Source organism: Meiothermus sp. (assembly GCF_037443965.1).
GTDB lineage: Bacteria > Deinococcota > Deinococci > Deinococcales > Thermaceae > Meiothermus.
Genome location: NZ_JBBINI010000011.1, coordinates 29,538 through 51,882, shown reverse-complemented (window position 1 = coordinate 51,882; position 22,345 = coordinate 29,538). Strand labels below are relative to the sequence as shown.

The following is a 22,345-nucleotide window of genomic DNA, read 5'->3' as shown; positions in this document are numbered from 1 at the left end:
CCGCAAAATTACAATCTCATACGCATCCCGGCAGTATCGTTCACTTTTTTGAACCTTCATCTTTGATTACATCTAAAGGTGAGGGGTTCAAGTGGAACCGGTATCAGGAGGTGGACAACAAATCGGACTCCCACGCCAGCTCGATGCCCTGCGCTCGCAGGGTGCGATCCAGGCTGTTGTCGTGCTGGCCCAGTCGGTTGATCAGGTCGTGCAGGGTCTGGGTGGCCAGGAAGGCCTCGTCCAGCCGGATCAGGCCCGCGTTCACCGCCTCGAATAGCTCGTGGGTATCCATCAGGGTGAGGGTTCCGTTGTAAGCAATGCCCAGATCGAGATACAAATCCTTGACCCTAAGAATAGGCCCCTCGCGCTCGACCTGCACGATGTCTATATAAAACTCGAATGGGTAAACGTCGTCGTGGGTGGTGTACTGGCAAATTTGTAGATGTTGTGCGGGAAGAATATGGGCTTTCCAGTAGCGAAAGGTTGGATGCCCCACAAACGCACGCTCGACATAGACCCCGTGGCTGTGCTCGTGATACAGCGCAACCGGAAAGGTACCGACTTTGACCGTGTGGGTCTTGGCGACAAGGTTGTGGGTCTCTACCTTGAGGTGCATACATTAGTCTAGCGTCAAAATGTAAGAAAAATTACCCCAAAGCCCACCTTCCCGGATTGCGCACCCGCCGGCGAGGCCAGACAATGTTGTAATACGCATTTCGGCAGTATCGTTCACTTCGGCAAGCCTAAACGATACTGCCGAAATGCTTTTCTACTCCCTTCGGTCGGCTTGAATCCTTCACCTCTGACTGCGGCGGGCGGTGAAGGATTCAAGCGGAAACGGTATAAAAACTTGGCTGATGCTACATCACATAGGTCAGCCAGGCGTCGTACTTGGGGTTTCTCCCCTGCACCACATCCATGTAGGCTGCCCGGAGTTTCATGGTGTGTTCGCCGGCCTTGCCGGTGCCGATAGCCCGGTGGTCGAGGTAAGAGATGGGCGTGACCTCGGCGGCGGTACCGACCATGAACATCTCGTCGGCCATGTAGAGCTGGTCGCGGGTAGCCCGCACCTCGCGCACTTCATAGCCCAGGTCGCGGGCGATGGTGATGACCGAGTCGCGGGTAATGCCCATCAGGTTGACCGAGTGCTCGATTACATAAAGGGTATTCCCCTTGATGAAAAAGATATTTTCTCCCGACCCCTCGGCCACAAAACCTTCCTTGTCCAACAACAGGGCTTCATCGGCCCCGGCTTGCTGGGCCTCCACACGGGCCAGGGCGCTGTTGACGTAGTTACCCCCCACCTTGGCTTTGCCCGGCATAACGTTGGCGGGGAAGCGAGCCCAGGACGAGGTAATCAGCCGGGCCCCCTTGCGCACGGCCTCGTCGCCCAGATAGGTGCCCCACTCCCAGGCGGCCACCATCACCTCGGCGGGGTTGTTGGGCAGCGGATTGACGCCCAGGGTATGGGCGCCCATCCAGGCCAGCGGGCGGATGTAGCAGCTTTTGTAGCCGTTTTCGCGGATGACCTGCAGAATGGCCTGGTTGATCTGCTCCGGGGTGAAAGGCATCTCGAACATCATCACCTTGGCGCTGTGGAAGAAACGCTCGGTGTGTTCTTGTAGACGGAAGATGGCGGGGCCTTTGGGAGTCTCATAGGCCCGGATACCCTCGAAGATGCTGGTGCCATAGTGTAGGGCGTGGGTCAGTACCGATACCTTGGCTTCTTCCTGGGGCACCATCTGCCCGTTAAACCAGATCAGTCCAGTCTTCATTTTGCTGTCGCCGCCTATGCTTTTGGGTTTGATTTCGGTTGCCATGGTTTCCTCCAGCGGGGAATGCTGATAGCGGCCTCGCGAAGCTGCTGCTCAGAGCAGAGCCGAGGTGCATCTTTGTAAAGCCTAGTTTACTCCCTTTGGTGGGGGTGAACAGCCTCCCAAACGGGGACTTTTCACCCAAACTCGATACAAGGGCTTGCTGAGGTCGGTTGCTCGAGGTTTAGCCAACGCAGTACGGGACAGCTTATACCCTGGATGGGCTATGCTGCGGGTGAGCCATCGTCCTCCCTGGGTTCGCCCGGATGCTCCCTGGTGTGCAAGCCGGGACGTACTGCTGACCCTTCAATCATATTTCTTTGAGGAGGGCGCCCAGTGTACCCGGTAACAGATGTCGGTAGGCCCGAACCTCTTTTTCACCGGTGCGAAGCTGCAAGTAGCGCTTTGCGGTGTCCTGGAGGATGGCCATCAGTTCGGGCTGCTGAATAACATGGGGTAGAAGGTCGCGTAGCTGGGCCTCGAGCTTGCTTTGTGCGAGGTAGCGGGCAGCACTCAAAGCATGGCCCTCGAGGCGCGTCTTTAGGGGAAAACGGGTCAACCGCAGGGCCTCGCGCTGCACAGCAGCCTCGCCGAGCAGCTTCTGGCAGGGTTTGCAGGGGCTTTCCGGGCTGGGGGTGCCGCAGATGATGCAGGGCGGGTGGGGGCTCTCTTTTTGCTTCTGCACAACCGCCTTCCCGGCCCGTAGGATCACACCCTGGAGCTCCTGGGGGGAGCGCTCAGCCAGTTGGCGCAGCTCGGCTTCTTCCTCGGGGCTAAGTTTGGGTATAGCAGCGGGTTGGCTTTTAGGCTTGGCTTTTTTCTCCGCTCCTACCAAGAAACGCAACTCCCGCACCATGCCGGGCAGCTTTTTCTGGTAGCGCTGGATGAACTCCTCCCGCAGATAGGTTAGCTGATGACCTACCACCGAATCGGCTACCCGCACAAACAAAATCCCGTCCTCGAGGCGCTCGGCCTCGGTTAGCTCACTCAGGGCCGGCCCTGCAATTTCGGGCCATAGCATCAGGGCTTTGCCCCGCTGAACCCCGGCGTCGAGCCCCTTTTGCCGCAGGATTTTAGCAACAATGTCGGCGGTGTGCTTGGCCTTGGACATCACCTCAGGTTATGCAATAAAACCCCGATCGGCCAGAGCAAGCACACACTCGAGCCAAGCAACACCGAAAGCTCCCGCAGCGCGAACGCCCATTCTTCCGGGTTGTTGAGGCCAGGCAAAAGGAGGCCCCTCGGGTATGGTGGAGGCTGTGGATTTGAGTGCTGCGGGGTGGGCGGTGGCCCTATTGGCTGCCTGGCTGGTGGGTGCTTCCAAAACCGGACTGTCGGGAGCGGTGACGCTGGCCGTGGTGCTGTTTGCCAGTATCATCCCGGCCCGCGAGGCCACCGGGGCTTTACTGCCGGTGTTGATCTGCGCCGACTTCATCGCGGTGGGGATGCTGCGCAAGAACGTGCGTTGGCCCCAGCTCCTGCAAATTTTCCCCTGGACGGCGGTGGGGGTGGTGGGCGGGGCCATCCTGCTGGCTTTTATCAACGACCTTCAGGTACAGCGCATTGTGGGCGGCATCATCGTGGGGATGATGGTCTACCAGCTCTACCGCAAGGCCCTGGGGCTTAGCAGTGTGGCCATCTCCGAACACCCGGCTTTTGCGCCCAGCATGGGCATGGCGGCGGGATTCACCACCATGGTGGCCAACGCAGCGGGGCCCTTTGTGCTGATTTATATGCTGGCGATGCGGATGGGCAAGCTCGAGGTGGTGGGCACCATCGCCTGGTACTTTCTGGTGGTCAACCTGTTCAAAGTTCCCTTCGCGGTGGGGCTGGGTCTGATAACCCTCGAGTCCCTTTCGTTCAACCTCTGGCTGGTTCCGGCGGTGGTACTGGGGGCAATCGCGGGTCGCTGGTTGCTGGGCTACATCCACCAGAATTCCTTCGAATGGATGGCCCTTACGCTGGCCTTGTTGGGCGGGCTGCGTTTGTTGCTGGCGTAGATGCGGTTTGTGGGAACTGCTCTGAGCTAATACCAAGTCTGTCTATAAACGACCCAAATGTTGACGAAAAAGACCCCTGGACGGGCCTTATCGCGCACCTCACAGACGTTGCCGCCCGGCGAAAACGAGCAACAAGCAGACGTGCCTCACCGAGGCGAGACGCTTTCTTCGCCGCAAAGTAGGTGGCACGCTTGGGCTTGAGGTTCCAGGTGGCAACGGTCTGGTCTGGGACAGAGGATTCTTGACCCTGGAGGGCTCCATCTTTGTGAAGTGCGCCCTGAGCAGGGTCGCTTGCGCAATCCCGGTGATACCGGTGCCGCTCGAACCCTTCACCTTTGGGTCTAATCAAAGGTGAGGGGTTCAAGCCGACCGAAGGGAGTAGGAATGCGTATGAAAGCCCTTTGGTTCACGCTATGGCAGGCTCACGATGGCGCACGTGGCACTTGTTGGGTTTATGTTGGTGCGAAGGGGTAAGTGCGTTGGGGGAATTTAACGCTTGCGCTTCTTTTTAGGTTTATTCGATGGTGCAAGGGTTTGTGTGGATTTCTTGTGAGATTTTGTTTCGACCTTTGTGGGAGATTTGGCCCACTCCCGCCGCAGCCAGAACAAACCCCATACCGAAGCGGCCCCCAGTCCCAGCGAAATGGCAAAAGCGGGCACGGCCACGCGAAGCCACGCTGGATGTACCCGCTCACCCGAAGGCAGGGTGACGGGCTCGCTCGAGCCCACCAGCAACGGGGCGTGGGGAAGCAAGCGCAGTAGGGTGAAGCCCGCCAGCAGGGCTACCATCAGGGCCAGAATTGCCAGTGAGAGCAGCAGTGCCCAGGCCAGGCTGCGCCGCGCTTCGCTGATGGGGTCTGGACTCGGCATACCTTCAGCTCCAAACCCCTGCTTCTATCTCCACCACGGCCCCGCCGCCAGGGGTTTCCAACCCAGCCAGTATGGCCTGGGGCAGGCTTTGGGCATAGGCTAGCAAGGCTTCGCGCCGGCGGGTATCGAGTTCGCTGTTCCACTCGTCTACCAGGAGCAGCGGGGCCTCCTCGTAGTGCTGCCAGAGCAGGCGGTGCTCGGCCAGGCGCAAGGCCAGCGCGATGCTGCGGCACTCGCCCCGGCTGCCGAACTTGGCCGCCTCGCGCCCGGAAAGCAGAATGTTCAGATCGTCGCGGTGGGGGCCCACGCTGGTTGCGCCGCGCTGGAGGTCGTCTTGCAGGTTGTCCTCCAGCGCTGCCAGGAAGCGCTCAGGGTCTACGCTCTCGGAGAGCTCGAGGCCCAGCTCACCCGGCGCAAGCTCGCGGTAGGCCTCGCGGGCCAGGGGGGTCAGCTTGGACAGCATCCGGCGGCGCAGGCTCAGGATCTCGCTGCCGTACTTGACCAACTCGTGGTTCCAGACGCCAATCGAGGCCTGGATGGAGCCCGATTTGCCCTCGCCGTTGGGCACCCCGCGCATAGCGTGCGGACGAAGGCTGCTTTTTAGGAGGGCGTTGCGCTGCTGCAAGGCCCGGTTGTACTGGTTCAGCATCGAGCGGTAGCGGGCCGAGAAGCGTGAAAGCAGCACATCCAGAAAGCGGCGGCGCTCCTCCGGCGGCCCCAGTACCAATTCCAGATCGTCGGGGCCTAGGAGCACCGCACCGGGGAGTTGGACGAGTTCGCGCAGCGAGGCCGGGGACTCGTTGAGCTTGTGTTCGCGGCCTTCGCGGCTCAGCCTGACCTCCAGGCGGCTGTTGCCAAACTGGGTTTCGATCTCGGCGTGTACCCAGGCCTCGCTCTCGCCAAAGGCGATGCGCTCGGTCAGGCCGTTGCGCAGTTCGCCACCCAAGGCCAGTTCGATGGCCTCGAGCAGGTTGGTCTTGCCCTGGGCATTTCCGCCCACGATGGTGGTCAGACCCGCCGGGGGAACGAAGAGCGGGGTGGAGAGGTTCCGAAAGTTTTTTTGTCGCAACCGCAACAGACGCACTGGCTATAGGCTATATGCCCAGCGCCCGAGGCTCAAGGCCTCGAGGCTCATTTTCAGGCCGCGATTCGATATGTCCCCACCAATGGAATCGGCCATGCGTACCTTAAGATGGCCCCATGGTACCGGTTCCGCTTGAGCCCTTCGCCTTTGGATGGAATCAAAGGTGAGGGGTTCAAGCCGACCGAAGGGAGTAGGAGTGCGTATGACAGGATGTTCGTGGCAGGCAAGCAGAGCCTTCTCGCTACGGGCTTTGGCCAGCATGAGGCAGGAAGAGTGGAAATTCACTTGGCAATCTACCCGGCTTGGCTGGCTTTGGGTGCACCGTTTGGGAGCTGGTGGTGAGCCCTGAGCTGGCCGCGGTTGCGTTTGCCCTGCTCTCGGCGGCTTCCTGGGGGGCCGGCGATTTTAGCGGTGGGGTGGCCTCGCGCAGGCTCAACCCCTACCTGATTGCCTTGCTGGTGCACGCCACAGGGTTGCTGCTTTTTACGCTGCTGGCCTTGCTGCGCGCGGAAGCGTTTCAACCCCAGGACATCCCCTGGAGCATGGCTGCCGGGTTGGCCGGATGTGTGGGCTTGGTGTTTTTGTACCGGGCCTTCCAGGCCGGGCAGATGGGTCTGGCGGCCCCCATCGCGGGGGTGGTGGGGGCCGTGCTGGCGGCTTTGGCAGGGCTTTTCCTCGAGGGTCTGCCGGCACCTTTGCAACTGCTGGGTTTTGCCGTGGGCTTGCTGGGGGTCTGGCTGGCGGCCCGTCCCGAAGGCGCTGCTGGCCCTTCGCAGGGCCTAATCTACGCTTTTCTAGCGGGACTGGGTTTTGGCGGCTACTTTGCCCTCATTCACCAGGTAGAGGGTTTGTTCTGGCCCTCGGCCCTGGCCAAGCTGGTGGCCACCCTTCTCATGCTGCTCCTGGTCGGGTGGATGGGGCTGTTGCGCCGGGAGACCGGGCTTTCCGCTACCCTGGGATTGGTGGGCCTGGCGGGACTATTGGACGCCGGGGGCAACGTGCTTTTTCTGGTGGCCGCCCAGGCGGGCCGGCTGGATGTGGCCGCGGTAATTTCCTCGCTGTATCCGGCCTTTACAGCCCTCCTGGCCTGGGGCTTGTTGCGCGAACGCTTGAGCCGGGGCCAGACGCTGGGGGTGCTGCTTTCGCTGGTGGCCATTACCCTGATTGCCTCGGGTTGATGGGCGCTTGCCAACCCTTCGGGGCTTTAGCTTTCGCAGGCAGGCCGGTAGGCTGTAGGCATGCAACTTGTCACGGTGTTTGGTTCTTCAAGGGCGCAGCCGGGTACACCTGCTTTTGCCGAGGCCCAGGCCTGGGGGCGGGCCATTGCCCTGGCCGGGTTCGGCGTGGCCACCGGCGGCTACAACGGGGCCATGGAGGCCGTCTCGCAGGGGGCCAAGGAAGCCGGGGGGCTGGTGGTGGGCATCACCGCACCCAGCCTGTTTCCCCAGCGCAATGGGCCCAACCTGCACGTGGATCTGGAGCTGCCCTCCTCCTCGCTGCTCACCCGCATCGAGCGGCTGATTGACGTGAGCGTAGCCTGCCTAGCCCTGCCCGGTGGCGTAGGCACCCTGGCCGAGATTCTGGCGGCCTGGAACCTCAACCACATCGCGCAGCTACACGGCAAGCCCCTAAAGCCGCTGGCGGTGCACGTGGGCTGGCTCGAGGTCATCCGCCCCAGCCTCGAGGTCACCCCCGACAACCTCAAGCTGCTCACCCCCATTGACTCGCTGCGAAGCCTGCAAAGGTTTTTGCAGGGGCTCTCTAGCGCTCCAGCACCCGGAAGGTAAAGCTCACCTCGAGGCGGATGGTCTCGTCCACACTGAGCACCGACAATACCCGCGGCTGGGTCAGGCCAAAGTCGCGGAAGGTGAAGCGGGTGCGGGCTTGCAATACCGCGGTATCGCCCCGCAACTCCACCTCGCCCTCCCAGGTCACGCTCCGGGTCACGTCGCGAATCTTCAGGTCGCCCACAATCTGCACCGGGGCCTTGCCGCTCGCGGGCAGCGGGAAGCTCAGGCCGCGCACCTCTTTTGGCAGGAACTCGGCCAGGGGGTACTGGGCGGTGTTGAGGGTGTTGCGGCGGAGGTAGTTGTCGCGCCGGGTCTGGTCGCTGGTGAGAGCCGAAAGATCCATCGTAAAACGGGAGCCCTCGAGGGCCCGCCCATTGCGGTCGAGCCGCACCACCCCCTGCACCTGCTTGCTAACCCCCACCGCGTCGCTGGGAAAGTTGACACCAGCAAGCTGCTCGCGCACCCGGTAGCGGGCCTCGCTCTGGGCCGGGACGAGCTCGAGCCGGCTCTGGGCCAGGGCAATCCCAAAAAGTAGTAGCAGTGCAACCAACCTCCCCATGGTTCCTCCCCTATCTCCTGGACAGCAAGGCGATCAGGTTTTTGAGGTTATCGGCCGCACGGGGCTGCTCTTTGAAGGGATTGTAGGGCTTGCCCAGGGTCACGGCCTGGAAGAACCCCCCTGGGCCCCCCTGCCGCGGCTGACCCTGGAAGTTGCCCTGACCGGCCTGGGGGTTCTGCCCGGCGGTTTCGCGCCGCTGGCGGGCCTCCTCCCGCTGCTTGAGGATGGTCTGGTCAATCCACTTGAGCTGGGCCGGGGTGAGGATGTTGTCCTCGATGTTGCTTAGTATCTTGCTGGCCTCGGCGGGCTTGAGGTCGGTGCGGGTTTGCAGGTCGCGCAGAATGGGCAGCAGCTTCTGGGCCTGGGTCTTGGTAAAAGCCAGGCCCCGCTGCTTGTCCAGTTCATCCAAAAGCCCAACGGTAGCCACCAGATCCAGCACCGGACGGTAGGCCTCGAACCGCTGCCGCATCTCGGGGCTAAGGTTGGGTGGCCCACCCTGCGCCAGCGCTAAACCCAAAGCCAGTATGGCCAATAAGCCCATCAGTCTCTTCATGTGTGCCTCCCGTTTGGGTAGTTTGCAACCGCTTTGTGTAGAAGCGATAAAGATTGGCTTAGCCGGATGCTACTCGTACCGAAGCGACTCCACCGGGTCGAGCCGGGCCGCCCTCGAGGCCGGGTAAAAGCCGAAGAACACCCCCACCGCCACCGAGAAGACAAAGGCCAGCACCATGCTGAAGGGGTCGAAGACCGGGGTCACCCGCAGCAACTGCCCCACGCTGCCGGCCATGGCCAGACCCAAAAAGATACCCAGGATGCCGCCCCCCACCGAGAGCACCACCGACTCCACCAAAAACTGGGTCAGGATGTCGCGGGGCTTGGCCCCCAGGGCCTTGCGGATGCCAATCTCACGGGTGCGCTCGGTCACCGAGACCAGCATGATGTTCATAATGCCGATGCCCCCCACCAGCAGGCTGATCCCGGCCACCCCGCCCAGGAAGAGGGTCATGGTCTGGGTTACCTGGTTGACCGAGGCCAGCGCGTCGGCCTGGTTCTGCACGCTGAAGTCGTACTCGCTGGGGTCGGTCACTTTGCGGCGCTGGGCCATAAAGTCGGTGAGTTCCTGCTGCAAGCGGCTGAGTGAGTCCTTGTCGGGGGCCTGCACGTAGATGGCATTTACCCTCGGCTCGCCGGTACTGCTGCGCGAGAGGCGCTGGAGGTAGGTCGAGAGCGGCACCATCACCTGGTAGTTAGGGCTGGCAAAGCCCGAGTCGCCCTTGTCGGGCAGCACCCCCACCACCGTAAAGGAGATGCCAGCGATGCGGATGCGCTGCCCCAGGGGATCCTGGCCGCCAAACAAATCCTGGGCGATGCCATACCCAATCACCGCCACCCGGCGGCGGCTTTGCAGGTCGGTCTCGCTGAAGAAGCTGCCAGAGGCCGGCTGGGCGTTGCGCACGCTGGCGTAGTCAGGCCAGGTGCCAATCACGGTGACGTTGAGGTTGTTGGCCCCCACCTTGACCTGCTGGTTGCTTTGCAAGGCCGGGGCCACACCGGCCAGACGATCCGCGAAGGCCGATTTCACCGCCTCAGCATCGGCCAGGGTGATGGTCTGGGGGCCGCCAAAGCGCACCAGGCCAAAGCCCCCGCCCCGCCCCCCGGTGTTGCTGCCGATGGTGAGCAGGTTGGTGCCCAGGCTTTGCAGGCTGCGGGTGATGTTGGCCGTGGAACCCTGCCCCACCATGGTCAGGGCCACCACCGCCGCCACCCCGATAATCACCCCCAAGGTGGTGAGCACCGAGCGCAAGGGGTTGCCTAGAATGGCCCGCCAGGCGATGCGGAAGACCTGCCAGGGGTTCATGCCGCCCACGTGCGAGCGTGCTTTTTGCGGAGCCGATCTCGCTACAGAAACACTCATGCCAAGCCTCCTACAGCCCGTTTACGGTGGAGGTTGGGGCCGTCGGACTCGATCTGCCCATCCCGGATGCGCACGATGCGCGCGGTGTACTCGGCGATATCGGCCTCGTGGGTCACGATAATCACGCTGGTGCCTTCATCGTTGAGCTCCTGGAACAGCCGCATCACCTCGGCGGCAGTTTTGGAGTCGAGGTTGCCGGTCGGCTCGTCGGCCAGCAGGATGGAGGGGCGCATGGTCAGGGCCCGGGCGATGGCCACCCGCTGCTTCTGACCGCCCGAAAGCTGGGAGGGCAGGTTCTTGAGCTTGTCGCCCAGGCCCACTTTTTGCAGCACCTCGAGGGCCCGCTCCCGCCGCTCTTGAGGGCTGTAACCGGCGTAGGTGAGGGGCACCTCCACGTTCTCCAGCACGCTCAGGCGCGGCAACAGGTGAAAAGCCTGGAAAACAAAGCCGATCTCCTGGTTGCGCACCTCGGCCCGCTCGTTTTCGCTCAGGGTGGTGACGTCCCGCCCAGCCAGGATATAGCGGCCCTCGGTGGGGCGGTCGAGCAGGCCGATGATCTGCATCAGGGTGGTTTTGCCCGAACCCGAAGGCCCCATCAGGGCCACCATCTCGCCCTGGCGAATCTCCAGCGAAACCCCCTTGAGGGCCTCAAACTCGAGCGCCCCGCTTTTGTACACCTTGCGCACCTGCTGGAGGGACACCACCGTCACCGCCCACCTCCGATGGGCAGGCGCAGGCCGCCCTGGTTGCTGGAGCTGCTGGAAGTGGACTGGACGCGGCTGGGCAGCACCACGGTCTGGCGCGGCTCGAGGCCCTCCAGCACCACCTGGTTCACCCCATCGTCGGGCCCCAGCACCACCCGCACGGTCTCCTTGCTGCCGTCGGGTTGCAGCACGTCCACGTAGGCCCGGTTGCGCACGGTCTGCACCGCCCGCTTGGGGATGGTCAGGGCGTTGGGAATTTCCTCAGCGATAATCTCGCCCTCGGCGGTCATACCGGGCCGCAGCTTGCGCTCGGGGTTGGCAATCCGCACCGTCACGTAAAACACCGCGATGTTCTGCTGAATGGTGGCGCTGGGTGAGATGGCCGTCACCACCCCCTCGAAGGTCTCGTTGCTGAAGGCATCGAGGGTGACTTCGACCTTCTGACCCACCTTGACCTTGGCGATCTCGCTTTCGTCAATCTGCGCTGGCAGGTTCACGCTGCTGTCGTCAATCAGGGTGAGCAGGGCGGTGCTGTTGCTGACCGTGGCCCCCACCCCGATGCTCCCCACCTGGGCGTTGACCTCCGAGACCACCCCGTCGAAGGGGGCGTAGATCTTGGTGCTGGCCAGGTTTTCCTCGGCGTTTTTGACCTCGAGGCGGGCCTGCTCCACGGCGATCTGGGCGTTCTTGAGGTCCTGCGCGTTGGCGTTGCTGCGGAGCGTGAGGGCCTGGCGTGCGGTGTTCAGGTTAACCCGGGCCATCTCCAGGCTGGCCTGGGCCTTGGCGTAGGCGTCGCGCGCGCCTTGCAGGCTCTGGGCGCTGGCCCCTCCCAGGTCGAAGAGCTTCTGGGTGGCCTCGAGGTTGGTGCGGGCGGCCTCGAGGTCGCGCCGGGCGCTGTCGTAGGCTACTTCGGCACTGGAAACGCTTTGTTGGGCTGAGGCCAGTGCGCTTTGCTGGTCGGCCCGGAGCTTGTCGAGGGTCGCCTGGGCCTTCTGCAGGGCCAGCCGGGCGTTCTCCAGGGCGCGGGCATACTCGGTGGGGTCGAGCTCCACGATGAGCTGGCCTTTTTGCACCCGGTCGCCCACAGTGGGCAGCTTGAGCACCGTGCCGTTTACGGCAGGCTTAACCGCCAGGGTCTGCACGGCCTCGAGGGTGCCTGGCCCCGAGACCGAGACCCGGAACACCCCCTGCTGCACGGTGGCGGTCTCGATCGTGGGCGCAGTGCTGGTGGGCTTGGGCCGCAGGAACCAGTAGGCCGCACCCCCCAGACCGGCCAACACCAAAACCACAGCCAGCCAGCGCCAGGGTATGCGGATGCGGGAACGGGCTTGTGTCATGTTCACCCCTCGAGTTTCTCCCAGGATATCCAATGTTCGGTGTATGCCATGCGAAGATTTGGTGAAGACGCACCTGGCCTGTCTGGGATATAAAAACTTCCTTTGCGGCTTTGGCTGAACGAAAGCAGTCGCTAGAGAAAACCTCAACAATGCGCTGCCCTGTAGCGCTCCTCAAGGCAGCGTTGGCAGGAAAGGCTGGTAGAGCGCTTACCCTTCTCGGGCATGACCTCCAGCTCGTCTTTCAGGTCTTCGCCGCCCGAAGCCGTCCGGGCCTCGAGCAGCCCAGCGAACCGCTGGGCCTCCTGGCGCACCTCTTCCAGCAGCAGTCGGTTGCGGGCTTGGATTCGCTCAAGGCCGTCTAACATCTCTGCGTCTCCTCGATTGGGGTTCCGAAGGGCTAAGAGGCTAGGGCGCACTGGCCACCCGCACCAGGCCGGTGAAGTCCTGGCCGGCGGCCACCGAGAAGGCCGCCAGGGCCCTCCAGTAGCTGCCGATGGCCTGCACCAAGGCGTACTCGGCGCTTCTAAGCGAGACTTGGTCGGTCTGGAGTTGCAAAGCCGAGATGGTGCCGGCCCGCAGGGCGGCCTGGCTCTGTTCCACCACTTTTTGGGCGTTGGCCAGATTGGCCTGGGCCAGAGCGATGCTTTTGTAGGCGCTCTGGGCGGCCTGGTAGGTGTTGGTGAGGCTGGTCTGGGCGTTTTGCTGGGCGGTTTGCAGGGTGCGCAGGTTGTTTTCCAGGCTGGTTTTGGCGGTGTTGAGTTGAACCGCCGGGGTGTAGTCGTTGTCGGCCAGCTTGACGTTGAGCTGGGAAAGCTCCACCGCCTGCTGGGCTTGCAGCACGCTGGGAAGGCGCTCGAACAGGCCGTTGCGCAGGGCCTCGAGGTTGGCTTGCAAGGTAGGCGGGGCGGGTGGGGCCGTCACCGTTGCGTTGCCCAGATCGCTCAAGCCCAGAAGCGTAGCGAGCTGAGCGGCCAGCACCGGTATCTGCGCCTGGGCGTTGGTGAGGGACTGCCTCGAGCTGTCCAGGGTGGTCTGGGCCCGGGCCACATCCAGCGCGGTGGCGTTGCCCGCGGCCTGACGGGCCCTGGCCACGTCCAGGTTGCGCTGGTTCAGGGCCACCTGGGCCTGGAACAAGGCCACGTTCTGCTGGGCTTCGTAGAGATTCGTATAGGTGTTTACCACGCTCTGCATTACCGAAAGCCGGGTGGCCTCGAGGTTGACCTGGGCCAGCTTGGCGTTCTGCTCGGCCTGGGTGAGGGCCAGAATCAGGGTGCTGGGATCGGCCTTGAGAGCGTTGAGCTGCAGGGTGGCGTTTTGCAGGGTGGCCTGGGCGCTTTGCAGCGAGGGGCCCTGGCTATAGGCCTGTGCAAGGGCCTGTACCAGGGTCAGGCTGTTCTGGGCCAGCCCAGCCGAAAAAACTAGCATCGGCAGCAGCCAAAAAAAGCGTTTTGCGAGGTGGGTCATCTATTTTCCTCCAAGTGCTATGGTGAAGTCGGCGCCCAAGGCGTTCTGCAGAGCCAGTGCGGCCAACTGGGCTTGGGCTAGGGCACTCTCGAGGTTGCGCTGGGCCTGAAGCTGGCTCACCTGGGCCGCTTGTACATCCACGCTGGTACCGGTGCCGGCCTGGAGCCGGGCCTGGGCGGTGCGCAGGCTCTGGTTGGCCGTATTCAAAGCGGCCCTGGCCGCAGCAACGGCGGCCTGGGCGGTCTGCAGGTTCTGATACTTCTGCCGCACATCCAGTTCGGCGGCCTTGCGCACGGTTTCCAGGGCCTGCCGGGCCGCCTGCAAAGCGGTCTGGGCGGTGCGGATGTTGCTATCGCTCACGGGGTCAAAGATGGGTACACTCAGCGACAGGCCCAGGCTGTAGCCCTGCAAAACCGTGCTGCTGGTGCTCTGGGTCACAGGCAGGGCCGCCGAGAGCGAGGCGGTGCCACTTTTGAAGTTCAGGCCCGCCGAGAGCGTGCTGCCGCTGTCGCTGTAGCCCACACTAATCGAGGCGTTGGGAATCAATCGGTTGCGCTCGGCACTGGCCAGATTCTCCTCGGCGTCGCGGAGCTGGGACAAAGCCCGCAGCACATCCGGGCGGCCTGCCAGAGCCCTTTGCAGCAGGGCTTCCAGGCCCTCGCCGGGCAGGCTGGGCTCCCCGGGGGGGGTGGTGGGGTTGCCGAGCTGCTGGGGGGCCAGGCCCAGGGTGCCGGCCAGGGTGAGCCGGGCCAGCTCGAGCGCCCCCTGGGCACTCACCAGGCTCGAGCGGGCCGCATCCAGGTTCTGCTGGGCGGTGAGCAGGTCGCTCAGGGTGGCGCTGCCGGCCTGGTTCTGGGCGGTCACAATCTGTAGCTGGCGCTCGCGCAGGGCCAGGGTGGCCTGGGCCAGGGCCAGGTCGCTCTGGGCCTGGCGTAAGTTGAAGTACTGGGTGTGCAGGGCGATGTACAGGTTATTGCGGGCCTCGCGCCGGGTCAGGGCGGCCCGCTCCAGGGCCCGCTCGGCGCTGCGCACGGCATCGGCGCTGCTCGACCAGGGCAGCACCCCCAGGCTGGCGGTGCCTGAGACGGTCAGGCCGCTACCGCTACCCTCGCGCAGGGTGTAGTCGGCCCCACCTGAGAGCTTGAGGCCCTGGGCGGCCAGGGCAGCCTCGAGTTGCCGCACCGCGCTCTCGTAGTTGAGGTCGGCGCTTTTCCAATCCAGGGTGCTGGGCAAAGCCTGAAGGGCCTGGGGAAGCTCGAGGCCCTGCGCCAGGGCCGGAGGTGCTAGGGCCAGCAGGGTTGCTAGGGTTGGCAATAGCCTCTTCAAGTCGGTACCTCCACAAAGGTCATATTCTGCGATTCTTGTGTATAGGTACAGTACAGGATGTGTAGGTTTGGTGAAGACCCTTACAAAAGAACGCCACAAAGTTCGTGGCCGTAGGACTGAACCGGGGTGTTCGGGGACATCTGAGGCCAGTAAAAATTTCATAGGTTTTGCGCCCCAGCAGGAGTTCATAAGGGTGCGTTCAGCAGTTAACCCTACACGGCCCCGCAAGTCATATCGTCCGAATGAGCCCATTCCAACCCCCAGCGCAAAACCTTGCTGGGGTCTTTCTCTAGCCCACCGGGGGCTTGCATCACGCTGTCCAGCGATGCAAACAGAGCGCCGGCAATCTTTCGCATGGGCGTATGGTACTTCAAAAAATACGGCGCAGTGCGCGCCGTATTGTGGTTTTGTACTCCAGGCTAGTTTAGCCTAAACGAGTAATAGGTACACCTGCCAGTCCAGATCGTGATGGGCCCCTTGCTGCGGCTGGGGTCGGGGGCGTTGACCTTCACGGTTACACGACAATTGTCGGTGCCCAGCCCAGCATTGTTGACGTTGTATAAGTCGAAAACATTGCTGGTAGAGGCAGTATTGGCGAGGAGGAGTTTATCAAACCCTGGTCCGCTCACGTACAGCTTCCAGTCGTAAGTCAGGGCTTCGTTGTCGGGGTTTTCCACAGTTATGCCGCCATAGTAGCGGGTAGGGGCAGGTCCGATGCGGAAGGTACAACCAATATCGCTCAGGACGATCGTACTACCCCCTGCTACCTTCACACTGCCGCAAAAGCGGATTTGTCCACCTGTGAACTCCCTCGAGTACACCCCATAATCGGTGATTTTGGGATAAGGGTTTACAGGTGGGGGCAGCACATCCAGGGTAAGGGTTCTGCTGGCGGTGGCCCCCTCACTATCCTGGGTGGTCACCCGGATCTGGCGGGCACCGGTAGTGCCAAAGGTAACCGAGACCGAGCAACCGGCAGTGCCCGATAGCGTGTCGGGCGCATCCACCGACCATTGGGTACTGCCGCATAGCCGGGTGGTGTCGGGTTCGTTGGGGTCGGTGATGAGTGCGGTGATGGGATAGGCTTCACCCTGGTGGGGGTCTCCTCCGTACTGCAGGTTCAGGGTAGGCGGGGTGTTGGTCACGTTGACCACAAAGCTACTGCTGGCCTGGCTACTGCCGTACTTGGTGAGGAGCGTCAGGGTTCTACTCCCAGCCGAGGTGAAAGTACGTTTGAGCTCGGGGCCGAATAGGCTGTTACGGTCGGTGCTCCAACTGCCGCTGTAGAGGATGCCGTCTGTGTTGGAGGTTACGGTCAGGTTGACGCTCTTGGCCACAGGGTGGGTGACCGCGAAGAACTGCGCGAGGTTGGTCTCAACCCGCAGGTTCACGCTGGCGGGGTTGGTCTTGATGGTGATTTTGGGCGCTTCGGAACCCCCTGGGGCGGCCTGCTCCTGCTTCCAGGCATCGCTGCGGCGGCCATCAAAGTTCAGCACGCTCAGGGAGTTGAAGATGCTGCTTACGTAGTCGGCTGGGACATAATAGAAACCTCCATCGCCTGCGCCGCAACCCCAGGAGTTCTTGACGATGAAATACCCACCCCCGCCGACGTTGGGGGTCTGGCCGAACTGGGTCATATCTTCATTGGAGAGAAATCCCACGATCTGAACCGCATGGCCCCCGTAGGAGCCGCTAACTTCTTTACCATTCTCGAGCTTGGTTCTAGCGTAGTTGCTCACTATCCCGTCGCTTTTAACATCGTCCATGAAGCCTTTGTAGACTGGGAACGAGGCCAGCAACACGTAGCCTTGTGAAAGGTAGTTGCGCAAGCGGTTGAGATCGAAGGAATCACCATTTTTCCAGACCTGAATGGTTTTTGAGGCGGCTACTCCTGGTCCGCCGAAAGTCACCTTGGCGTAGCTACAAAAGGTGAAGATGAAGGTGGTACAGACCCGGCGGCTTTGATGGGCGGTATCGGAGCATGTGCCGCTGTAGCTGTTGCAACTGTTGGCATACGAGTTGCTGTCACCGTCTTTGACCGTGGGGCGGCCCCAAGCCGGGTTATAGGTCCAGCCACCCTCGCTGGGAATGCTTTGTCCCCTGTCCACAGCAGTACCGAGGGCCTTCTCTGACCAGTAGCCGTCGGAGTAGTCGTCGGAGTCCCAGTCTTGCTTGACCTTATTGATCAAGAACTGCTCCGAAAGATTGGCGGGGTTATTGTTTTGCACCCGCTCACGGCTTTCCACCGCACCGATAGCGGTGAAGGCCCAACAGGTTCCGCGCTTGGCCTGATTCTTGATAGGGCTGATGAAATTTTTTAAGGGGAACCAATACCGCGCCACCAGACCAGTGGGAGCGGCACAATTGGCATCTTGGTCGCTTCCGTTTCCAGGGTTGATCGCTTGAGGCTGGATCCCCCCACCGGATTCAAGGCGTGCCGTCTTTAGGCTCAAAGGTCTGCTTCCCAGCAGGTTATTGAGCAGCTCAAGGGCCGCCCTCACCTCGACCAGCGATTTTCCCTTCAGGCTGTCGGGGGTGGGGGCTTGCGGTTTGAGATCGTCAGGCAGAAGCGCATAGCTCAAGGTGTAATCGTCCAGAGCGTTGTCCACGCTTTGTGAGAGTTTATAGCTTTCGTTGGCGTTGCGGAGTTGGGTACCTAAGCCGAACAGCACCACTTCTTGCCCCCCCGGTCCGCTCACCGGACGATCGCCCTCGAAGTTGGGGGTGGTGGCAGCCTCATCCAGCAAGGCCTTGATGTTGGGATCCTTGTTGGAAATGTTGTTGAGGGTGGTTTTGTCATTTTGGTACTGTTTTTCCCTGGCCTGCTTGGTAGCCGCTACAGTAGCGGTGCTGCTGAGCACCAGTTCGCCCGAGGCGATGCCTTTTTGGAACTCATCGGGACTCACCATCTGGGCATCGGCAGGAATACCCTCCTTCCAAGCGTTGGTCTCGCTAAACAGATTGGAGTCCAACTTGCTTCCACCTGGCGAACAGGCCACCAATGCCCCTAAGAGAAAAACAACTGCTCCCAGCCGCTTAATTGCTTTCATCATTCCTCCCTTTCTTCCAAAACCAGAGTGAAATCGAGCCCACAGGTTCCACAAAAGCGCGCATAGGGCGAGGTGAAGCGGGCTTTGCAGCGGGGACAGGCCTCGAGTAGCCGCTCGCCATCGTTGAGGCAGTAGTACTCCTGCGAGCTGGCTGGAACCGCGCGGTTGCAGTGCGGGCAGATGCGGTAAGAGATAACGGTCTCCTCTTTCACTGGCGCACTTCCTTTCTCACACTGGCCTTACTTCTGGCAGTCGAGTCGCACACGAAAGCTGGGGGTGGCTGTGGTGTAGCCAGCCCCGCTGGCCCGAATGGCGTTCTCAAAGCCACTGGGGTTGATCTCGAGAAGCAGTTTGCTGGGGGTTTTGACCTGGTCTTTAGGGGTATCGTAGCGGTACCAGAACTTGAGCTGATGAACCACCGCACCCCCCGGCGGGAGGTTGGCGAACGTCAGCTTCTGTACGTCCAGGGCATCGGCGGTGAGAGTTTGTGCATCGTCGAAGGCGATCTGGATACCCTGATCGCGCAGGCCACTCAAGGCTGGTTGCAGCATTGCCTTGGCGCTGCTGCGCAGCTCCACCGTCACGCCCCAGCCGGGGGTTTGCAGGGGGGTTCCAGCATCCTTCAAGATGGGCTCGAGCTTGGCAGCCCTGAGGCGCCAGATGCCGTTGAAAAGGGTCTCACCCAGGCAACCTTCTAGCGAGGCCCGCTGATTGGCCCCACCGGGGGTCTGGTTGGCAGGAGCCGGATTGCCCAGGGTAAGTGTAGTGCCCTTTAGACTGTAGCTTACCCCCAGCGACTTTAGCACCGAGACCGGCACATAGGTCTTGCCGTTCATCACGATGGCGTTATCGGCAGCCACCTGGCCGTTGATCACGATGTGGTAGGTGGTGCTGGCAGCCAGAACAAGACCGCACCCCAATACCAGAACCAGGATGCGCATTCTAAGGTCGAACATGGTTTCTCCTTTCGAGCTTAGGGTGCGTCAGGGCTGGTCAGGCGACGGTTAGAAAAAGGGCGGCTTGCGCCGATGCACAAAACTGATTTATACGCACTCCTACTCTCTTCGGTCGGCTCGAATCCCTCACCTTTGATTACACCCAAAGGTGAGGGATTCAAGCGGAACCGGTATTATTGGCTCCTTCCCTGCGTGCAAGGCGTCTTCTAAGCTCTTGCTTCTGGTTCCAGAAACGCGGCCCAGTTGGCTGGTAGGCGTTCACCTACCTCGAGCATCCATCCCCTGGCTTCCTGATAGAGCCGGCCCAGGCTCTTATGGTTCCTGGCCTGCCGCAGGGCCTTAAGGGTCAGGCGTAAAGCCTCGAGGTCGTAGGGGTCGGCCTCCAGCAGGATGCGCCCCAGCCGGGCTGCCTCCTGAGGCTCGGACTCGAGCAAAGCCTGCACGCAGTTGCGCAAGGCCTGGTACACCGACTCACGTACAGTTTCCTGCGAGGAAGGAAGCCCCTCCAGGTAAACCCCCCGCCACAGGCGGGCCTCGCCGGTACGCAGGAACTCTTCCAGATCGGAACCAACCCCTGCACCCAGGGCATAGCCCGCAGGGGTGGTCGCCACAACCCAGGCTTCCAGGCTCGAGCGCACCGTGTGAACCAGTTCCTTGAGGGCAGCGGTCGCTTTCTCCTCGTCCTCGCCGGGGTAGAGGGCATCCAGCAGCTCGAGCTTGCTCACCTCGGCGCGCCCTGCTACCCGGGCCTCGAGCAGCATCGCCAGCAACTCTTTGCGTTTCTGCCCGCGCAGTGCATCGCTTTGGCCCTCGAATGTCCATTGCATAGGGCCCAGTACCTCCAGGCGGAACCGAACGGAGGGTGCGGCGTCGGACGGGGGGCGCTGGTCAAGCTGAGGGAAGTAGCGATGGGCCAGATAGGCGCCGTTCATCAGACCATGCGCCTCAAACCAGGCCAAACGGCGGCGGGCGCTGTCCAGATTCCCGGTTATTCGGTCGAGCTCCAGCCCCAGCTTTTGCTCGTCTATAGCCACTTTTAGTTGTCGAGCCATATCCAGCGCCTGCTGCAAAGCCTGTACTGCCTCCGCCCGCTTCCGCAAAGCCTCGAGGGCCAGGCCCTGGGCCCAGAGGGTGCGGAAGTTATCGTGAGGAGAGTTGCCAGCGGCCTCGGCCAGAGCTTGCGCCTCACTGGCCAGGTCCATTCCACGCTGGATGTACCCCGAGCGAATGTTGGCCAGGGCCGCATCAAACAGGATTTCCCGCACCAGCCGGGGGCTACCCATCTGCCGGGCGTAGCCAAGCGCAGTCTCAGCATGCTTGAGGGCCAGTAGCTTGCTGATCGGGGTGTCCTGGGCTCCGTAGAGCAAGCTGGCCATGGCGTGGGCATTGGTCAGGAACCGGCTGGGGCCGTGGGGCTGGAGGGTCTGGATAGCCTCGGTAATGGCCTCTTCGGCGCGTTCGTAGTGGCCTTGCTCGGTCAGCAGCTCGCCCAAGGCCGCCAGGGCAAAGGCATAGCCCTTGGCATCCCCCACCTGCCGCCGGATTTCCAGGGCTTGCTCTAGGCACTGGCCCATCTCGGTGTAGCGGTTGAGCATCCTCAGGAAAGCCGCCCGGTTGACCAGGGCGATGCTCAGGAGACGGGGTGCATCCAGCGTGGAGAGCCCCTCGATGGCTTCGGCGATGGTAGCCTCGGCCTGAGCGAAATGGCCTTGGTGGTGGGCGATTAGGGCCTGGATGGATAAAAACTCACAGCGCAGTTCCGGGGTAGGGGCCCGATCCAGCCCCTTGGCGCAGAGCGCCTGGGCCTGTTCCATCTGGCCGCAAGCCAGGGCCGAGGCCGCTACTGCCCTTAGAAGTTCGAGGGTGGGGTTGGTGTGGAGTTCGGAATGGGCGTTCCAGATCTCGAGGGCCGTCTGGTGGTTGCCCGCAATGTTGTGGGTGCTGATAGAAAGCGCATGGAGGTCTATTTGTTCTCGCAATGGCCTTGGAAGCCCGGCCAGCAACCGCTGTAAATCCGGGAAAGACCCCAGCCGCGCCATCAGATGGGCATGCAAATAGACCGCCTGAGAACTGGCTGTGGGTGACTGCAAAACCACCTCGGTCAGGCGGCGGGCCTCCTGCAGGTGGTGGTGCTGGAGTATTTGCGCGGCCTCGAGGGCCAGCCGCCCCCGTTCGTCCGGGTCGGCATACGCGACCATCCGGGCTTGCAGGCGGGCCACCTGAAGGACATTCCCGGCCGCTTTGGCGCTCTGCGCTGCGCGGTTGAGCAGATCCATGGCGGCCTTGGGGTCGAGCCCGGCTTCTTGCAGAAATTCGACTGCTGCGCCGGGATTTTCAACTTTCAGGGCCTCGAGTGCCCTTTGCGCATAGGCCCGGCGTTGCGGGGGCAGGAGGCCGCGCAGGGTAACTTCCTGGTAGAGCGGATGAGCCAATTCCTCATCCCCAAAAACGCCCTGTCGCCGTAAGGCCATCTGGGCCATACGCAGCTCTTCGGGCGAAAGTTCGGCTACCCTGGCCCACACCCCAGGGTCGGCCCCCGGCCCCAGCAGGGCTTTGCTTTCCAGGGCCTGGCGCAGGGTTGGGGTGCGGGCAACCTCGCGCAGCCACTGCTCCAGGAGCGCCTCTACCGTAAGCGGCAGGGCGCCTACCTCTGGAGGCCGCCAGTGCCACTGCCGCCCATCGCTCCACAGAAAGCCCTGCCGGGCCAGGTAGCGCAGGTACTCGAGGCTAAACAGCGGGTTGCCCTGGGCCCGTTCATAAATCCAGGCCAGAGCTGCACTGGGCAGGTGGCTGCCTATCTCGGCCTCGAGCAGCCGCTGGGAGGCTTCGGGAGAAAGGGGCACCAGGCGGTACGCCTCGAAGGGCTCGGGGGGTGGGTTGCGGCTGGTAACCAATAGGGCCACCCCTTTGGTGCGCAGGGTCAAGGCTGCCAGGGTTTGGATCCACTCGAGGCCCTCCGGGCTGGCTTCGTGAATGTCTTCCAGATACAGCACCACCGGAGCCAGTGCAGCCAACCAGGTGCCCAGCGCCTCCGCCGTTCTTTGGCCATCCAGCGCCTCACCTTTTTGCAGCTTGAGCAGCAGGGGTTCGACCCAGGCGGGTAGCCTGTCGGGGTGGGGCAGGCCGCGCACCCATGTACTCAGCGGTGCTAGGGCGTGAAAGCTAAAGTTGCGACAAGGGGTCTCCCGCAAAAGCTGCTGGGCCAGGTGAGTCTTACCAACACCTGGCTCGCCCGAGAGGGCCAAGGCCAGCCCAGCCCGCTTGAGTACTACGCTCTTGAGGCGGGGGCGTATTGAGGCGATGAACGCCGCTTGGGTATTTGGAGTCTCCAGCCTGGCCATGACCCAGATTCCAGACTAGACGAACCAACGTTATATCGGCGTTACCCCACCCAAACAATCCTCTGCAAGCGCAGAGGATTGTTCTCTTTGAGGGGCTATTTAACCCGTCTACAGGCTTACCCGCACATCCTTGCT

21 protein-coding genes are annotated in these 22,345 nt (G+C 62.3%); 3 read left to right on the top strand and 18 right to left on the bottom strand.

Annotated features, from left to right (window positions below; translation table 11 throughout):
- Positions 1–103 precede the first annotated feature (103 nt).
- The 3 genes from WKI89_RS07955 to WKI89_RS07945 form a co-directional block, all read right to left on the bottom strand.
- Complete coding sequence (locus WKI89_RS07955; protein WP_337868642.1) at positions 104–616, bottom strand: hypothetical protein; 513 nt, start codon at positions 614–616, stop codon at positions 104–106.
- Positions 617–860: 244 nt separating this feature from the next.
- Positions 861–1,820: a branched-chain amino acid transaminase gene (locus WKI89_RS07950; RefSeq protein WP_337868641.1), complete on the bottom strand. Its 960-nt coding sequence runs from the start codon at positions 1,818–1,820 to the stop codon at positions 861–863.
- 304 nt (positions 1,821–2,124) lie between these two features.
- Entirely contained in the window at positions 2,125–2,925 is an 801-nt protein-coding gene (locus WKI89_RS07945; protein WP_337868640.1) for a DUF721 domain-containing protein, read from the bottom strand.
- A 136-nt stretch (positions 2,926–3,061) separates the two neighbouring features.
- On the opposite strand from WKI89_RS07945, the gene WKI89_RS07940 reads away from it, so the two are divergent.
- Entirely contained in the window at positions 3,062–3,814 is a 753-nt protein-coding gene (locus tag WKI89_RS07940) for a sulfite exporter TauE/SafE family protein (RefSeq protein ID WP_337868639.1), read from the top strand.
- 489 nt (positions 3,815–4,303) lie between these two features.
- Here the strand turns inward: WKI89_RS07940 and WKI89_RS07935 are convergent, their stop codons facing one another.
- Positions 4,304–4,684, bottom strand: coding sequence for a hypothetical protein (locus WKI89_RS07935; protein ID WP_337868638.1), 381 nt, complete (start codon positions 4,682–4,684; stop codon positions 4,304–4,306).
- Positions 4,685–4,688: 4 nt separating this feature from the next.
- Positions 4,689–5,768, bottom strand: a complete 1,080-nt coding sequence (gene recF, locus WKI89_RS07930; protein ID WP_337868637.1) for a DNA replication and repair protein RecF — start codon at positions 5,766–5,768, stop codon at positions 4,689–4,691.
- Positions 5,769–6,106: 338 nt separating this feature from the next.
- Between recF and WKI89_RS07925 the strand changes: the two genes are divergently transcribed.
- Both WKI89_RS07925 and WKI89_RS07920 read left to right on the top strand, forming a co-directional pair.
- Complete coding sequence (locus tag WKI89_RS07925) at positions 6,107–6,946, top strand: DMT family transporter (protein ID WP_337868636.1); 840 nt, start codon at positions 6,107–6,109, stop codon at positions 6,944–6,946.
- A 60-nt stretch (positions 6,947–7,006) separates the two neighbouring features.
- A complete protein-coding gene (locus WKI89_RS07920) occupies positions 7,007–7,555 on the top strand; it encodes an LOG family protein (RefSeq protein ID WP_337868635.1) in 549 nt (182 codons plus the stop codon).
- Here WKI89_RS07920 and WKI89_RS07915 read toward each other — a convergent pair.
- The 13 genes from WKI89_RS07915 to WKI89_RS07855 form a co-directional block, all read right to left on the bottom strand.
- Entirely contained in the window at positions 7,530–8,117 is a 588-nt protein-coding gene (locus WKI89_RS07915) for a YceI family protein (protein ID WP_337868634.1), read from the bottom strand. The genes WKI89_RS07920 and WKI89_RS07915 overlap by 26 nt on opposite strands.
- A 10-nt stretch (positions 8,118–8,127) precedes the next feature.
- Complete coding sequence (locus tag WKI89_RS07910) at positions 8,128–8,670, bottom strand: hypothetical protein (protein ID WP_337868633.1); 543 nt, start codon at positions 8,668–8,670, stop codon at positions 8,128–8,130.
- 69 nt (positions 8,671–8,739) lie between these two features.
- The gene (locus WKI89_RS07905) at positions 8,740–10,032 is read right to left on the bottom strand and encodes an ABC transporter permease (RefSeq protein ID WP_337868632.1); all 1,293 of its coding nucleotides are present in this window, start codon (positions 10,030–10,032) and stop codon (positions 8,740–8,742) included.
- A complete protein-coding gene (locus WKI89_RS07900) occupies positions 10,029–10,742 on the bottom strand; it encodes an ABC transporter ATP-binding protein (RefSeq protein ID WP_337868631.1) in 714 nt (237 codons plus the stop codon). The genes WKI89_RS07905 and WKI89_RS07900 overlap by 4 nt, the downstream gene beginning before the upstream one ends.
- Positions 10,739–12,073: an efflux RND transporter periplasmic adaptor subunit gene (locus WKI89_RS07895; protein ID WP_337868630.1), complete on the bottom strand. Its 1,335-nt coding sequence runs from the start codon at positions 12,071–12,073 to the stop codon at positions 10,739–10,741. Before WKI89_RS07895 ends, WKI89_RS07900 begins: the two co-directional genes overlap by 4 nt.
- Positions 12,074–12,216: 143 nt before the next feature.
- A complete protein-coding gene (locus WKI89_RS07890) occupies positions 12,217–12,438 on the bottom strand; it encodes a hypothetical protein (protein ID WP_337868629.1) in 222 nt (73 codons plus the stop codon).
- A gap of 40 nt (positions 12,439–12,478) precedes the next feature.
- Positions 12,479–13,537, bottom strand: coding sequence for a TolC family protein (locus WKI89_RS07885; protein ID WP_337868628.1), 1,059 nt, complete (start codon positions 13,535–13,537; stop codon positions 12,479–12,481).
- Positions 13,538–14,863, bottom strand: coding sequence for a TolC family protein (locus WKI89_RS07880; RefSeq protein ID WP_337868627.1), 1,326 nt, complete (start codon positions 14,861–14,863; stop codon positions 13,538–13,540).
- A 212-nt stretch (positions 14,864–15,075) separates the two neighbouring features.
- Positions 15,076–15,219 carry a hypothetical protein gene (locus WKI89_RS07875; protein WP_337868626.1) on the bottom strand — a complete coding sequence of 48 codons (144 nt, stop codon included), beginning with the start codon at positions 15,217–15,219 and terminating at the stop codon, positions 15,076–15,078.
- 63 nt (positions 15,220–15,282) lie between these two features.
- On the bottom strand, positions 15,283–17,913 hold the full coding sequence (locus tag WKI89_RS07870; RefSeq protein ID WP_337868625.1) for a C1 family peptidase: 2,631 nt from the start codon (positions 17,911–17,913) through the stop codon (positions 15,283–15,285).
- Positions 17,913–18,125 (bottom strand): zinc ribbon domain-containing protein, encoded by a 213-nt coding sequence (locus WKI89_RS07865; protein ID WP_337868624.1) that lies wholly within the window; start codon positions 18,123–18,125, stop codon positions 17,913–17,915. The genes WKI89_RS07870 and WKI89_RS07865 overlap by 1 nt, the downstream gene beginning before the upstream one ends.
- A 27-nt stretch (positions 18,126–18,152) precedes the next feature.
- Complete coding sequence (locus tag WKI89_RS07860) at positions 18,153–18,869, bottom strand: hypothetical protein (protein ID WP_337868623.1); 717 nt, start codon at positions 18,867–18,869, stop codon at positions 18,153–18,155.
- A 206-nt stretch (positions 18,870–19,075) separates the two neighbouring features.
- Positions 19,076–22,210: a tetratricopeptide repeat protein gene (locus WKI89_RS07855; protein ID WP_337868622.1), complete on the bottom strand. Its 3,135-nt coding sequence runs from the start codon at positions 22,208–22,210 to the stop codon at positions 19,076–19,078.
- Positions 22,211–22,345: the final 135 nt, after the last annotated feature.